This window comes from Polyangiaceae bacterium (genome assembly GCA_016715885.1).
Taxonomy (GTDB): Bacteria; Myxococcota_A; Polyangia; order Polyangiales; family Polyangiaceae; genus Polyangium.
Map to the genome: position 1 here is coordinate 939,909 of JADJXL010000020.1, position 15,117 is coordinate 955,025.

At 62.7% G+C, this 15,117-nt stretch carries 13 protein-coding genes; 5 read left to right on the forward strand and 8 right to left on the reverse strand.

All coding sequences use genetic code 11. From position 1 onward, the window contains the following. From mvk to IPM54_29250, 5 genes are all read left to right on the forward strand, one after another. A complete protein-coding gene (gene mvk, locus IPM54_29230; GenBank protein ID MBK9263873.1) occupies positions 1-1,005 on the forward strand; it encodes a mevalonate kinase in 1,005 nt (334 codons plus the stop codon). After that, positions 984-2,018, forward strand: coding sequence for a diphosphomevalonate decarboxylase (mvaD, locus tag IPM54_29235; protein MBK9263874.1), 1,035 nt, complete (start codon positions 984-986; stop codon positions 2,016-2,018). The genes mvk and mvaD overlap by 22 nt, the downstream gene beginning before the upstream one ends. Continuing rightward, positions 2,015-2,923, forward strand: a complete 909-nt coding sequence (locus IPM54_29240; protein MBK9263875.1) for a hypothetical protein — start codon at positions 2,015-2,017, stop codon at positions 2,921-2,923. Before mvaD ends, IPM54_29240 begins: the two co-directional genes overlap by 4 nt. A gap of 92 nt (positions 2,924-3,015) precedes the next feature. Continuing rightward, positions 3,016-4,104 carry a histidinol-phosphate transaminase gene (gene hisC, locus IPM54_29245; GenBank protein ID MBK9263876.1) on the forward strand — a complete coding sequence of 363 codons (1,089 nt, stop codon included), beginning with the start codon at positions 3,016-3,018 and terminating at the stop codon, positions 4,102-4,104. Between the two features lie 2 nt (positions 4,105-4,106). Next, entirely contained in the window at positions 4,107-5,270 is a 1,164-nt protein-coding gene (locus IPM54_29250; protein MBK9263877.1) for a tetratricopeptide repeat protein, read from the forward strand. Between the two features lie 5 nt (positions 5,271-5,275). On the opposite strand, the gene IPM54_29255 is transcribed toward IPM54_29250, so the two are convergent. From IPM54_29255 to nuoE, 8 genes are read right to left on the reverse strand one after another with little or no spacing between them, the layout of a single operon-like run. Next, positions 5,276-6,226: a hypothetical protein gene (locus tag IPM54_29255; protein ID MBK9263878.1), complete on the reverse strand. Its 951-nt coding sequence runs from the start codon at positions 6,224-6,226 to the stop codon at positions 5,276-5,278. An 8-nt stretch (positions 6,227-6,234) separates the two neighbouring features. Beyond that, positions 6,235-7,770, reverse strand: coding sequence for an NADH-quinone oxidoreductase subunit N (locus tag IPM54_29260; protein ID MBK9263879.1), 1,536 nt, complete (start codon positions 7,768-7,770; stop codon positions 6,235-6,237). After that, entirely contained in the window at positions 7,767-9,626 is a 1,860-nt protein-coding gene (locus tag IPM54_29265; GenBank protein ID MBK9263880.1) for an NADH-quinone oxidoreductase subunit M, read from the reverse strand. The genes IPM54_29260 and IPM54_29265 overlap by 4 nt, the downstream gene beginning before the upstream one ends. Then, entirely contained in the window at positions 9,623-12,202 is a 2,580-nt protein-coding gene (nuoL, locus tag IPM54_29270) for an NADH-quinone oxidoreductase subunit L (GenBank protein ID MBK9263881.1), read from the reverse strand. The genes IPM54_29265 and nuoL overlap by 4 nt, the downstream gene beginning before the upstream one ends. A gap of 1 nt (position 12,203) precedes the next feature. Then, positions 12,204-12,506, reverse strand: coding sequence for an NADH-quinone oxidoreductase subunit NuoK (nuoK, locus tag IPM54_29275; protein ID MBK9263882.1), 303 nt, complete (start codon positions 12,504-12,506; stop codon positions 12,204-12,206). Between the two features lie 5 nt (positions 12,507-12,511). Then, positions 12,512-13,078, reverse strand: coding sequence for an NADH-quinone oxidoreductase subunit J (locus tag IPM54_29280; GenBank protein ID MBK9263883.1), 567 nt, complete (start codon positions 13,076-13,078; stop codon positions 12,512-12,514). A 55-nt stretch (positions 13,079-13,133) separates the two neighbouring features. After that, positions 13,134-14,486, reverse strand: a complete 1,353-nt coding sequence (gene nuoF / locus IPM54_29285; protein ID MBK9263884.1) for an NADH-quinone oxidoreductase subunit NuoF — start codon at positions 14,484-14,486, stop codon at positions 13,134-13,136. A gap of 3 nt (positions 14,487-14,489) precedes the next feature. Beyond that, positions 14,490-14,969, reverse strand: coding sequence for an NADH-quinone oxidoreductase subunit NuoE (gene nuoE, locus IPM54_29290; GenBank protein ID MBK9263885.1), 480 nt, complete (start codon positions 14,967-14,969; stop codon positions 14,490-14,492). Between the last annotated feature and the right edge of the window lie 148 nt (positions 14,970-15,117).

The window sequence follows — 15,117 nt, forward strand, 5'->3', positions numbered from 1 at the left end:
ATCGAACGATCGACAGGCGATGCATGCGGCAAGGTGATCCTCTTTGGTGAGCATGCGGTCGTGTATGGTTCGTCAGCCATCGCAGCGGGTATCGAGCGCGGCGCGCATGCGACGGCTGAACGATCCACGACAGCAACGAGCACGCTGCGCATCGCGGGTCAGGACGTCATCGCGGATGCGAATGGGAAGGACGATCTCGGGCGAGCGCTGCACGCGCTCTTGCACGTGTCCCCTGCACTTCCGCCGCTGCACATCGAGGCGCGGAGCGACCTGCCAGCAGGCGGAGGCCTTGGCAGCTCTGCAGCGTTGGCCGTCGCCATCGCGCGCGCCGTGCAGGCATTTGCAGAAGCGGATGGTGGCGATGCGGATGTCGTCACACTCGAGCGAGCTGCCGCGTGGGAGCGGGTTTTTCATGGCAACCCATCGGGCATCGACGCGACGGCGGCTGTGCGTGGGGGCATTTTTCGATACTCGCGCGCGGATGGTGCGACGCCGCTTCACCCTGCGAACGACATCGTTCTTTGCGTAGGCTATTCGGGAACGCCGTCGTCGACGCGCGAGACGGTTGAGCTCATCGCGGCGCGCATGGCCAAGGATTCACAGCTCGTCAAAAACTCGATCGGCGCGATCCAATCGATCGTGGACGCTGCGGCGAGTGCCATTCGGGCGGGCGATCATGCAGCCATCGGACAGCTCATGAACATGAATCAGCTCGTCTTGTCGGGCCTCATGGTTTCCACGAGCGAGCTCGAGGAGCTTTGCGCACTTGCGCGTGTACATGGCGCGCTTGGAGCGAAGCTCACGGGTGGTGGTGGTGGAGGGTCGGTCATTGCGCTCGTGCCGCCGGTATTTACGGATGACGGGCAGGAGGATCGCGAGCGGGAGTTTGCGCACGCCGAACGCATCGTGGATGCGTGGCGACAAGCCAATGCGCGTTACGAAGGGTTCGTCACGCGAATCTCCGCGGACAAACCCGGTTCGTCATTCGAAGGAGAAGCGCCTTGACGCTCTACGCAGCGACAGCCATTGCCCACCCCAACATCGCGCTCGCCAAGTACTGGGGTAAACGCGACGACGGCGTAAATCAGCCGGCGGTGCCAAGTCTTTCGGTGACACTTTCGGGCATGTCGACGACGACGACGGTCACCTTCGTTGCATCGCTCGAGGCTGACTCGTTGCTGCTCGGTGGAGTGCCCGCATTTGGCAGACCTTTGGAACGTGTCGTGGGGCTGCTCGATCGCGTGCGTCGTGCGTCTGGACGAACCGAACGCGCCTCCGTCGCAAGTGAGAACGACTTTCCAACGGCGGCAGGGCTTGCATCGAGCGCATCGGGATTTGCCGCGCTGGCCCTTGCAGCGGCGAGCGCCGCGGGGCTCGACGCTGCACCGACGTACGTGAGTGACCTGGCACGACGCACTTCGGTATCCGCTGCACGTTCGGCGTTTGGTGGGTTTGTCGAACTTCCCGCGGGCAAACCTGGTGACGATGATTTGTCAGCCGTCCCGGTCGCACCCCCGGATCAGCTCGATCTTCGCGTGATCGTCGCGGTCACACAGGAAGGTCCGAAGGACGTCGGTTCGACGGAAGGGATGAAGCACACGGTTCGGACGAGTCCGTATTATCCGGCATGGGTCGAGTCGGCGCCGGCCCTGTGCAATCGGGTACGCGAAGCAATTCTTCGGCGGGATCTCGAGGCGCTGGGAGTTGCGGCGGAAGAGAGTGCGCTCGCGATGCATGCAACGAGCATTGCGGCGCGCCCGGGCCTTATTTATTGGACAGGCGCCACCGTCGAGGCGCTACGCGAGGTTCGGCGGTTGCGAGAACGCGGCGTTCTTGCCTATGCAACGATCGACGCAGGACCGCACGTCAAAGTCCTCACCACGAATGCAGATGAACCTCGGGTCATCAGCGCGCTCGGCGAAGTGCCTGGCGTGAAACGAACGATCGTCGCGTCACCGGGCCCCGGTGCGCGCCTTGCTGATGTACCCACAAGAATGACCAAAGGGAGTAAGTCGTGATCGCGTGGGCCCCAGGCAAAATCGTCATCTCGGGTGCGTACTCCGTGCTCGAAGGCGCTCCCGCGCTCGTGGGAGCAGTCGACCGGTACGTCGTCGCCGATGCGAGCCGCAGAAGCGCCATCGTGAGTGAAGAAGTGCTTGCAGCCTACCGATCCGGGGCGATCGACCTCGTGCCTTGGTTCGATGCATCCGGCCTGCGCATGCGATTGCCCGATGGCACGACACGTAAAATCGGCCTTGGCTCCAGCGCAGCCATTCTCGTCGCGTCCATCGCGGCGGTGTTCTCGAATCGCATCGCTGGCGAAACCGAGTTGCGACAAGCGGTCATGCCCGTGGCGCTTGCCGCACATCGCCAAGCGCAGCCTTTGGGAAGCGGAATCGATGTCGCGGCAAGCGTATATGGCGGCATCGTTCAATGCCTCAAACGTGACGACGACACGCTCGACGTCACGCAAGCCGCACTTCCGGAGGGGCTCGTCTTCGAAGTGTTCGCATGTCCCGTCGCCGCTTCGACGGCGCAGCTCCTCGAAAAGATCCAAGCGTTCAAACAAGCCGAACCAGCGGCATACAACACGCACATGGACGTCGCGATCGCCGGAGCGCGCGATGCTGCTGCGGCGCGCGATGCCGATGCTTTCATGAAAGCCGTGGCCGTTCAGGTCGATGCCCTGGCGAATTTGGGCCGCGCTGCGAGCGCCCAAATCGTCATTCGCGCCGTGGCGGAGCTGCACACGCTGGCCGCTGCGGAAGGCGCCGTGTTCGGCCCTAGTGGAGCGGGCGGAGGCGACATTGCGCTCTGGATCGGAAAAGCACGCCCATCCGAAGCGTTCCTTGCACGCGCCGCGTTTCACCGACTCGAACCACTCGGCGTCATCGTGGGTGCTCGAGGCGTATACGTGGGCTGATGCGTCCCACACGACCGCTTTGCCCGACAACCCTCGCTGCGCGCACGCATCACCACAGCTAAGCTCGTGTCGTGCTCGGAGCTCGAACCGACATGACATCATCCTGGTTTTCTCATCTCGTTCGTCCCGAGCTCGCAGGCGTCGAAGCGTACGTCCCTCACGCGGGCTCGTTCGACGTGCGACTCGATGCCAACGAATCGCCCGATCTGCTCTCCACCGAGGCGCATGCGCGCGTCGCCGAAGCGCTCGCAGCGCCCATGCTGAATCGCTACCCGGACGCCACAGCCCGCGAGCTTCGCGAAGCTGTCGCAGCTCGTGCCGGCGTTTCCGCGGACGAAGTCATCGCTGGATGCGGCTCGGACGAAGTCATTGCCATCCTTCTCGCGGCGCTCGACAAACCTCGCCCGAAAGCTCCACGCCCGAGGATTGTCACGACAACCCCCACGTTCGTGATGTATCGCCTGAGCGCGCGCGTGCGCGGAATCGAGGTCATCGAAGTACCACTCGATGCGACGTGGGATCTCGATGTCAGCGGCATGAAGCGAGCCATCGAGTTTGGACAGCCAAACATCGTGTTCATTGCCACGCCGAACAATCCAACTGGCGGCTGCATGTCCGAAGATCGCCTGCGCAGCGTCATCGAATCCGCACCCGATGCGCTCATCGTTTTGGATGAAGCTTACGTAGATTTTTCGACCACCAACGTTTCACACCTGCGTCGCGAATATCCCAACGTCGTGACACTCGGCACCATCTCCAAGATCGGCTTTGCGGCGCTTCGAGTCGGATGGATGATCGGTTCGGCAGATCTCGTGCACGAGCTGCACAAGATCCGCCAGCCCTACAACATTCCCCTCCCCTCACAACGCGCGGCGACGTTGGTGCTGCGAGAGCTGAAGGGCGAAGTGGACACGCTCGTGACGCACGTGGTTACCGAACGTGAACGCATGACGCGCGAGCTCGAGCAGATTGGGTTTGGCGTGGCACCGAGCCAGACGAATTTCCTTTGGGTAGAAACGAAACGTCCAGCGACCGAAGTGTTCGACGGGCTCGCGGCGAGCGGCATTTTGGTGCGGAGTTTTGCGAAATCCGGCGGGCGGCTCGCACGACGCATTCGCGTGACCGTTGGCACCACAGCAGAAAACGATCGGTTCCTCGACTCGGTTGCAAGGTTCGTATGAGCATGACACGCGTCGTTGCACTGCTGATGTTCCTCGCCGCGGGATGCTCGGATCCGCAGGTGATCCGCGTCATCGACGGAGTGCCCATCGAAGGGCGCTTCATTCGGTACGAGGCGTACGCCGCATATGGGCGCGGGTTGGAGGCGCAAGCGGACGGGAAGCTCAACGATGCGATTGGGTGGTTTACCGAGGCATCACGTTACGACCCGAAGAGCCCTGAAATTTGGACGCGTCTCGGAAGCGCGATCTGCTCGGCGTCATCGTCATCGACACCAGAAGCGGCCGATGCATTCGACCAAGCCGAGCAGCTCGATCCCACGTTCGAGCCGCTGTACCGTGCGCGAGCTCGATGTGCCCTTGCATCGTCGAACCTGGATGCAGCGCTCGCCCATGCAGCGCGCGCAGTTGCCCTCGATCCGGACAACGACGACGGGGTCCTGCTGTACGCAGACATGTTGGAGCGACGCGGCAAGGCGGAAGACGCAACGCGTTTGCTCGACGGGCACCTCGTTCGCCACCCGGCGTCCGTGAGCGCGTGGCGTGCGCGTTATGAGCTCGCAGCGCGAAGACGCGACGCGCCTGCGATGGAGCGATCTGCGCGGATTCTCGTACGGCTTGCGCCACACATGTCCGCGGAGATCGGTCGCGCCGTGCCAACGCTCGCACCGCTCGCTCGGGTCGACGACGCAATCCGCCAAGGGAACATCGACGACGCTCGCAAGGCCGCTCGACAGGCTCGGCTGCCGCCGGCGGAGCTTGCCGTTCGGGCGGCAGCGATGGGTGCGCAGAAGCTAGCGCGTGAACAAGCCGAACATGTTTTAGGTGCGGATCCTGCGAGCGGATCGGCACGCGTGGCGCTTGCGTCGACAAGCGATGCGATGGCGGACGCGCAGGCCGTTGGCGTGGCGCTCGACTTGCCAGCAGGCGTGCGCATCACGCCGCTATCGCCACTGGCGCGGCTGGTGTTCGCCGAGCTGCTCGTGCGACACGCCGAACGCGATGCGGCACGTGCGTTCATGGGATCCGTCGAATCCGATGGAACGAACGATCCGGTGTTCGAATCGCTCAGGTTGCATCTTGCGGGAAGACTTGGCGCCTCACCCCCCGGCCCCCTCTCCAACTTCGCTTCGCTCGTGGAGAGGGGGAGACGAGCGTCTCTCCGTTAGAAGCGTCATTTCTTCCCCCTCTCCACTTGTGGAGAGGGGGCTAGGGGGTGAGGTGCAGCGTCGGCACCTGCGTCCTTCGCGTCGTCGCTTTTGGTTCCGTACGTGAGCTCGAGATCGAGCGTGTTGGTACCTTCTTTGAGCTCCAACGATTGCTCGGCGACCTTGTCGATCGCGGGCAAGAACGCATTCACGGCGACTTTTCCAACGGGAATGCCCTGAATCTCGTACTGGCCGTCGAGCCCCGTGACATCGTGCGTGGCGTAGTTGAGTACGAAGACGTCCGCCGTGAGAAACGGGTTCGGCAGTTCGTCTCGAATCATGTAGTGGGCACGATTTTCGAGCGGATAGAGCTTCACGGGAGCGCCGCGTGGAACGGCGATCATGACCGCGCGGCGCGGCGCTCCATCGAGATACGGCATGTAGCTCTCAATCTGATCGAGGTTCGCGACTTCGATTCGTTGTCCGAAGGTCATCGAGACCGTGCGACGCGCGAACGCGCAGCCGTGAATGGTGACCTTCTCGGCTTCGTCACGTGCCGGGACAAACCCTTTGTAACCCGTGACGGTGACGAGCACATCGGCAGCGGCGCCTTCGAGCCCAACGCGGAAGAGTTTGCCGTAGGTGGCTGCAGCTTCTCCGCACTTACCCGAGGGAAACGTGAAGCTCGTGTTCGGCGGCGGATCGCCCTTGATGCGCACCGTGCCGCGCAGCGTGGCCGTCGGTCCCTTGTACGGTTCTTCTCCGTTTGGATTGACAACCTTGGCAACGCTTGCCGGCGACACCGGAATGCCCACGGCAAACGGTGTGGTGGGGGCACTGGAGGCCGCAGTCGACGCGCTGGGCGCGGCAGCCTCCGTAGATGTCGCGGGTTTTGCGGATGACGACGGTGCTTCTTTCTTGCAGGCGCTCGTAGCTACGAGTGCCGCGGCACCGAGGAGGGGCAGGCAGTGACGCATGGTGGGGTTTAGCGTGAAGCGAGAGCAGCTTCGACGGCAAGTTGAAGCGACGTCGTGGGCCACAAGCCGAGGATCACGACGAGGACGCCGGCAACGACGAGCGCCGTGGCGACGTAACCCGACCGCATGGGGGTTGCGATCGGAGCGCCTGGGGCCGGCTCACGCATGTACATGAACACGAGCACGCGCAGGTAGTAGTACGCGGACACGACGCTGTTCAGGAGCAGAATGACGGCGAGCGGAACGAGGCCCGCGCCGATCGACGCCTTGACGATGTACAGCTTGCCGAAGAAGCCTGCGGTCGGGGGTACGCCCGCAAGCGACAGGAGAAACAGCGCGAAGGCGAAGCCCGCCATGGGATGACGTTTCCCAACGCCTGCGAGGTCTTCGTAGCTCACGGCTTCTGCACCACGGCTACCGCACCAGATGAGGGCACCGAAAGCGCCCACGGTCGAGACGGTATACGCGAGCAGGTAGAACAGGATGCTGCCCTGCGCGTCGTCGCCGGCACGCATGGTGGCGACGACACCTACGAGCACATAACCCGCATGCGCGATGCTCGAATACGCGAGCATGCGCTTGACCGATTCTTGCTGACCCGCGATGAGGTTCGCGACGGTCATCGTGAGGACGGCGAGGAGTGCCACGATGGGCGGCCATCCGGCGGACCACGAATCGAGGCCGCTTTCGCTGAAGGCGCCGATGAAGACGCGCAGCATCATGGCGAATGCGGCGCTCTTGACTGCAACGGCCATGTAGGTCGTCGCAGGCGTGGGCGCACCTTCGTACGCATCGGGCGTCCACATGTGGAACGGCACCGCGCTCACCTTGAAAGCAAGGCCGGCAATGATGAGCGCCGCTGCGCCGAGCGTCATGCCGACGTTCACAGCGCTGCCGCCATTCGCGAGCGCGATGAGGCCCGCGCGAATGCCCACGAAGTCGGTGTGCCCGGTGGCGCCGTAAAGAAGCGCGCCGCCGTAAAGCAAGAGCGCTGCGCCGAACGATCCGAGCATGAAGTACTTCACGGCGGCTTCGGTGCTGCGCAGCGATGCGCGGCGGAAACCGACCATGGCGTACACACCAAGCGACATCGTCTCGAGACCGAGAAAGAGCGACAGCAGGTCACCCGCGGCAACGAGGATCATCGCGCCGACGGTCGAGAAGATGACGAGCGGGTAGAACTCGCCGCGATCGATTCGGTGTTCCGGGAGGTATCCGCCTGCGAGAAGTGCCGCGAGCGCGCCACCCACGCAGAGCAGGAACGAGAAGAACAGCGTGAATCGATCGAGGATGAGCCACGGGGCGACAGCCGCTGCTGCACCGTCGAGTTTGTCAGGACCGACGACCCAGATTGCCGCGGCAAACACCGCTCCGACGAAGAGCGTGATGGCACTCAGAATCGACAGCTCGCCCGATGGTCCCGAAGCGCGATGCTCGGCTTGATCGTAGCCTCGCCTCGACAGCGCTTCGGCGACCATGAGCAGCACGCCGCCGAAGCTGACGACGAGTAACGGTGACAAGCCGAGGAAGATGTCGGTGTTCATTGCGCCACCTTCCCTTCACCACCCGCGCGAGCGTTTGCCGCTTGCGCGTCCGCTTTTTCATCGGCGGACGGCTTCTTCGGGGCGCCTTTCATGAATGCCGGAGCAAACGTGTCTTCGGGGAGCAACTTCGCGTCTCGTTCGTCCGCGAAGAGAATCGCTTGGCCCGAGACGGTCTTGAACTGGTTGTGGTGGAGCTGCACCGCGTCCTTCATTCGATCGAGGAAGATCGAGGGGAAGAAACCGATCACGAAAATCATCACGACGAACGGAGCGACGGCGAGCGTCTCGCGCACCGTCATGTCCGGCAGGTGCTTGTTCTTTGGATTCGTGAGAGGTCCGAAGAACATCTTCTGCACGACCGACAGCATGTAGACGGCGGCAAGGATGACGCCCGCTGCCGCACCTACGGTGTGGATTCCGGCGAACTTGCCGAGTCGCTCGGACATGTACGTGCCCATGATGACGAGGAATTCGCCAATGAACCCGTTGGTCCCCGGAACACCCACCGACGCGAACGTGACGATGAGGAACACGACGGCGTAGATGGGCATCACCTTGGCGAGGCCGCCGAACTCGTCGACTTCGCGCGTGTGACGGCGGTCGTAGATCACGCCGACCAAGAGGAACAGCGCACCGGTCGACATGCCGTGGTTGACCATCTGCAAAACGGCGCCTTGAGAACCCGTGGGCGTTGCGCTGAAGAGGCCGAGCATCACGAAGCCCAAGTGAGCGACGGACGAGTAGGCCACGAGGCGTTTGACGTCGCGTTGTTTCCAGGCGACGAGCGCGCCGTAAAGGATGCCGCCGAGAATGGCGACGCCGGCGAGATTCGCTGCAAGGCTCGATGCGGGTCCGGGGAACAGGCCCATCGAGAACCGCATGTACGCGTAGGTGCCGAGCTTCAGCATCACCGCGGCCAGGATCACGGAGCCACCCGTCGGCGCTTGGACGTGCGCGTCGGGCAACCACGTGTGCACCGGCCACATCGGAACCTTGATGAAGAACGCGAGCGAGAAGGCCCAGAAGCAAAGGACTTGCGCGCTCTTCGGCAACACCACGCGCGAGAGCGCGAGGAAGTCGAAGGAGAAGTCACCCGTGAGCTTCTGATGCGCCCAGACCAAGTACACGATGGCCGCGAGCATCAGGACCGAGCCCGCCATGGTGTACAGGAAAAACTTCACCGCGGCCTTGATCTTGTCGACGCCACCCCAGATGCCGATCATCAGGAACATCGGCACGAGCATCAGTTCCCAGAACACGTAGAACAGGAACAGGTCGAGTGCGACGAACGCGCCGATCATCGCGCCCTGCAAGAGCAGGAACGCGAAGCACAGTTCCTTGATGCGCGTCTTGATCGAACCGAACGATGCGTACACCGCGATTGGCGTGACGAACGTCGTGAGCAGCACCATCCACAGGCTGATGCCGTCGAGCGCCACGTGGTAACGAATGCCGAGCGACGGGATCCAGTCCTTGATGTACTGGAAATGCCAGCCTGCCGTCATCGGTACTGCCAAAAGCCACAACGAGGCGACGAACCCGATGCCGAGCACCAAGTACGTGAAGCCTCGCAGCAGCGACAGCATCTGACGCGGGATGAACAGCACCGCCGCAGCACCCGCGAGCGGTAGCGCGATGAGCAGGTTGAGCAGATGAGGCCACTCGTTGGGCGGCGTTTCCGTCGCTTGCGCTGGAGTGCCGGAGGGCCAGAGCCACATCACGAAGAACGTCGTCAATGCGGCGATCAAGCCCAGCCCCGCGCGCTGTTTGCCTGACGCGCCGCGCGGCACGAGCGCGCCGATGATGCCGACCGCAATCGCAGGCCACTGTTGGAACACGTAGTCGAACAGGTTCATTGGCGGCCTCGCGGGTTGATGAGCTCGTGGATCTTGTCCTGCGGAACGACTCCACCCGTCGGCGGAGCACCGCCCGGAGCCAAGTTCGGCATGCCAAACCCGCGTCCCGGACGCGCAAGAGCAAACGTCTGCGTTGCTTCCTGCGCGAACGCGTTACGTACGTGAAGCTTCACGTCCTTCTTCTCACCAGGGTTCAAATTGATCCGAACCTCACGCGTTTTGCCGAATTCCTTCTCGTCAGCAGGGCTGATGCCCTCCCAGCGATACGAGTAACCAAGACCGCCCTCCGCCGAGATCACGACCTCGCCAGACGCGCGCACCTTCGACTCGTCCACCGTTGCGACGGCATGAGGCACGACGAGGTACCAGCCAACGCCGGCCATACCGAGCGCCATGGCAGCGGCGTACACCTGCACTCGACCCGTTTGGAACAAGCGCAGCACCGTGCCGGCTGCACCAACGACCGCCGCCGTGGCTTTCGCGATGATGCCGTCGATGATCCACTTGTCCGCAATCGTGAAGATGTCCGCGAGCGCGTCGACCATGCCGATGACCGTCGCGTCGTAGAGCTCGTCGATGCGCCACTTGTCGTAGATGAGCTTGTAGAGGCCGGGGAATGCCTTCTTGAATTGCTCTTCGGGACGCCCGCGCTGATTCAAGTAGACGACCATCGCAGCGCCCGTACCGGCGAGGAACGCAGCAACGCCTGGTCCCATCATCGGCCACATGAGCTTGCCGATGCCTTCGTAGCGAGGAACCACGACATCTTGCGCCTTCGTGAACACCGGTGCGAGCAGGTGCCCAAGCGGCTCGACATGAAGCGGTTCGGCCATGAGGAACCCGGCGAACACCGCGAACGCCGCGAGCACCACGAGCGGTATCGTCATCGCGAGCGGCGACTCGTGCGGCTTCGGCCCCTCGAGAGGTTTGCCGTCGTCGTGATGATCATGCCCGTGACCATGGTCGTCGTGACCATGTGCAGCCTTGAAACCAGCGACGATCTTCCACCCACGGAACTCGCCGTGGAACGTGAGGAAGTACGCGCGGAACATGTAGAACGCCGTCATCGTCGCCGCGAGAACGCCGACCCAGTAGATCGTCGCACCGAGCCATGAAGGCCACGTCCAGAGCGGTTCCATGCGACCGAGCTCGGGAGCGTTGATCTTCGTCGAGAACGCTCGCCACAGGATCTCGTCCTTCGACCAGAACCCTGCAAGAGGCGGCGCACCGGCGATCGCGAAACACGAGATGAGGAACGTCCAGCGGGTCAGCGGCATGTACTTGCGCAGCCCGCCCATGTTCCGCATGTCTTGCGACTTGTCGGTGTCGTGGATGCGCGCATGCATCGCGTGGATCACCGAGCCGGCTCCGAGGAACAAGCATGCCTTGAAGAAGGCGTGGGTGAAGACGTGGAAAAACCCTGCGGCAAACGCGCCCACGCCGACGCCTATGAACATGAACCCAAGCTGACTGACCGTGGAGTAAGCCAGCACTTTCTTGAGGTCGTTCTGGAACAGGCCGATCGACGCAGCGAACAAAGCCGTTGCAGTTCCAATGACCGCCACCGTCGCCATCGCCGCGGGGGACATCAGGAACACGGACGACGTGCGAGCAACCAAGTAGACGCCCGCGGTGACCATCGTGGCCGCGTGGATGAGCGCGGAGACCGGCGTGGGACCCGCCATCGCATCCGGGAGCCAGACGTAGAGCGGAATCTGCGCGCTCTTGCCAGCCGCACCGAGGAACATCGCCCAACCAACGAGCGTCGACGCGTACACCTGCACCGGTTTTTCCGGGAGGAACGCGTGCACGATCGCCTTGTAGGCCGCGTTCGCGCCAGGGTTCTGCGCATCCCATTGCGCTTCGAGCGGCAGGTTGCCGAACGGCCACACCGTCACCGGATCGAGCAGGTTGCGTGCATTCGCCGAGATGATCTCGAAGCGCAGTGACCCGGTGTAGTAGAGCAGCATCGCCATCGCGACGAGCAGACCGAAGTCACCGATGCGGTTGGCGATGAACGCTTTCTTACCCGCGGTCGCGTTCTTGTCGTCTTCGAACCAGAAGCCGATGAGCAGGTAGCTGCACAAGCCCACGCCTTCCCAGCCGACGAAGAGCACCGCCATGTTGTCCGCCATCACGAGCGTCAACATCGCGAAACAGAACAGGTTCAAGTACGAGAAGAACCGGTAGTAGCCCGGGTCCTTCACCATGTACTCGCTCGAGTAGAGGTGAATCAGGAACCCGACGCCGGTGACTACCAGCATCATCGTCGCACTCATGCCGTCGACGCTGAATGCAACGTCGATCGGGATCGACTGCTGCATACGGCCACTCAGCGTGAACCAACGCCACGCGGTCCATGCGAGTCGTCCACCGCCCGAGGGCAGAAGGAGGAACGTCACAAGGCTCGCGATGAACGCACCGCCGATCGCGGAGAGCGCCATCAAACGCACGCCGTCTTTGCCGAGCCGCTTGCCGAAGACGCCGTTGATGAAGGCGCCGAGGAGCGGCAAGGCGAGAACGACCGCAAGAAGCGTGAAGTTCGTGGCGGGAAACTGTGCTTTGAGCGCTTCCACGCTAGTTCCTCAACAGATCAGCATCGTCCGAGCGCACCGTGCTTCGAAGCCGGAAAAACGCGAGGACGATGGCCAAACCGACAGCAGCTTCCGCTGCCGCGATCGCAATGATGAAGAAGGTAAAAATCTGCCCCGTGTGATTGCCCGCGTGCATGCGATTGAACGCGACGAGCGTCAGGTTCACCGCGTTGAGCATCACTTCGATGCTCATGAGCAACACGAGCAAATTGCGACGGATCAAGAAGCCTGCAGCGCCGATGAAAAACAGCACGGCCGCCACGATCACGTAGTACTCGAGCGGGATCGCGTTCACGACTGAGCCTCCTTGCCCTTCGGATCCGCCGCAGGAAGCAGCGTCGGATCGATCTGCTTGCCGCGAGCGACGGCGACGGCACCGACGACTGCCACGAGAAGCAGCGCGCCCGAAAGCTCGAACGGAATGAGCGCATTCGTGAAGAGCTCGTGACCGATCGATTCGATGGTGCCGAACTTCGCTGGCGCTTTTGCGAACGCCGTCGGAGTTGCGGGGCCTGCGCGAACGATGAGCGCGAGCATCGCGAGGCTCGACAAGAGCAGCGCTCCGGCGCCGACGTACCTGGCCCATGGCCCACGCGCCTCGCGCTTCGACACCGCCGAAGGACCGAGAAGCATGATCACGAAGAGGAACAGAATGACGACCGCGCCTGCGTACACGAGGAGCTGAATCGTCGCGAGAAACTCGGCCGCGAGCGTCAGGTACAAACCTGCGATGCCGACGATCGTCGACAACAAGCCCATCGCTCCACGGATCGGGTTTTTCGCGGCGACGGTCGCGATCGCGCCGAGAAGCGCGATCAGTGCACACAGGCCGAAAAAAGCCAACTCGAGCATGTTCATGTTCGTCCGCTCCTCGGCGCGCTCCATGCGCGCTCTGCGGCCCGCTGCCTGGCGATCACAGTGCCAGCCTCCCGGTCGAGGATTTGCCCTTCGTGCGAATGTGCGCCTCGAACTCCTTGCGGAACTTCTTCAAGAAGCCGAGCGCGGGCATCGCCGTGCCTTCACCGAAAGCACAGATGGTGTTGCCCATGATGTTGCTTGCGATCTCGTGCAGTCTGTCGAGCTCTTCGAGCGTCGCTTCGTTCGCCGCCATGCGCTCGAGGATGCGGTAGATCCACGCGCTGCCTTCGCGACAAGGCGTGCACTGGCCGCACGATTCGTGCCGGTAAAACCGCATCAAGTTGTGCATGGCCAAAACGATGTCGGTCTTGTCGTTCATCACGATCGCGCAGCACGTGCCGAGCATCGTTCCGAGGGCTCGATACGTTTCGACGCCCATTGGCACATCGAGCACGTTCTTGCCATGCCAGCGATGCAGCGGGCTCTTGGGATCCGGCGCATCCACGAGCTCATCCGGGCGCAAGAGCGGACAGGACGAACCTCCCGGAATCACCGCAAGAAGCTCGCCGCCTTTCACGCCGCCACCGAGATCGTAGATGAGCTCGCGCAGGGTCAAACCCACGCAAGCTTCGTAGATGCCGGGCTTATTGACGTGACCGCTGACGCCGTAAAGACGGCAGCCGCCGTCTTTTTGATCGTGCAGATCCGACAGCTTCGAGAAGTTGTCGCCACCTAGCGCCATGATGGTTGGAACGGCAGCGATCGTCTCGAGATTGTTGACGGTCGTGGGCAATCCAAATGCGCCAGCTTGTGCGGGAAACGGCGGCTTCAGGCGGGGTTCGCCGCGGCTGCCTTCGAGCGAATTGAGGAGGCTCGTTTCTTCGCCGCAGATGTACGCGCCGGCGCCCGTGTGCACGTAGACCTCGACGGGGTAGTCGATCCCGAAAGGTTTGGCGCCGAGGTACCCCTTGGCTTTGGCTTCCTTGATCGCTCCCCAGAGCCGCGCCTTGGAGAGGTGCAGTTCGTCCCGTACGTAGATGTACGCGGCATGCGCGCCGATGCCGTAGCAGCCGACGATGCAACCTTCGACTACGGCGTGCGGATCGAGCTCCATGATGGTTCGATCTTTGAACGTGCCGGGTTCACCTTCGTCGGCGTTGATGACGAGGTAGTGAGGTTTTTCCGGCTTGGGTGGCCACGGCATGAAGCTCCACTTCACGCCCATGGGAAAACCAGCGCCGCCGCGGCCGCGAATGTTCGCGGCCTTCATCTCGTCGACGAGCGCTTGACGCTCCATCGACAGAGCACGTTTGGCTTGCTGATACCCGCCGTCACGCTCGTATACGGGCAACGTCCACCCTTCGGGGACGCCATACCGTTTCGTCAAGTACGTCGTTTGTCGCAGCATGGGTTACTTGACCAAGCGGTCGAGGATGCGATCCACCTCGGCCGTCGTGAGGTTCTCGTAATAGTCCTTGTCGACCTGCATCATTGGCGCCGTGCCGCACGAAGCGAGGCATTCGGCGGTTCTCAAAGTCACCTTGCCGTCCTTCGTGGTTTGGCCGGGAGAGATCCCCAAGCGATTTTCGCAGTGGTGCAGGATCTCGTCCGAACCGCGCAACGCGCAGCTCAATGTCCGGCAAACCCAGACTTGGTGTTTGCCCACAGGCTCCTTGTTGAAGAGCGTGTAGAACGTCACGACGCCCTTGACGTGAGCCGTGGACAGCGAAAGCCGGTCTGCAACGAACTGCATGACCTCTTCCGAGATCCATCCATTCTGCTCTTGGCAGACGTGCAGCACGGGAATGCAGGCCGCCTTCGGGTTCGGGTAACGCGCGAGGATTTCTTCGACGTGCTTCTCGCGCTCGGGTGAGAGTGCGAACTTGGTCATGTTCGTGCGCCAGCAGTGGTAGAGGTGATTTCGGTGCGGCGACAAGCCAGCACAGCCTCGATGCTGTGCTTTCCTGCCCCACGATCGAGACCGCGAGGTGCGTGAGCCGCCCGCGGAGTGGCTACGTTTCGTGGCTGGAGACCCCTTC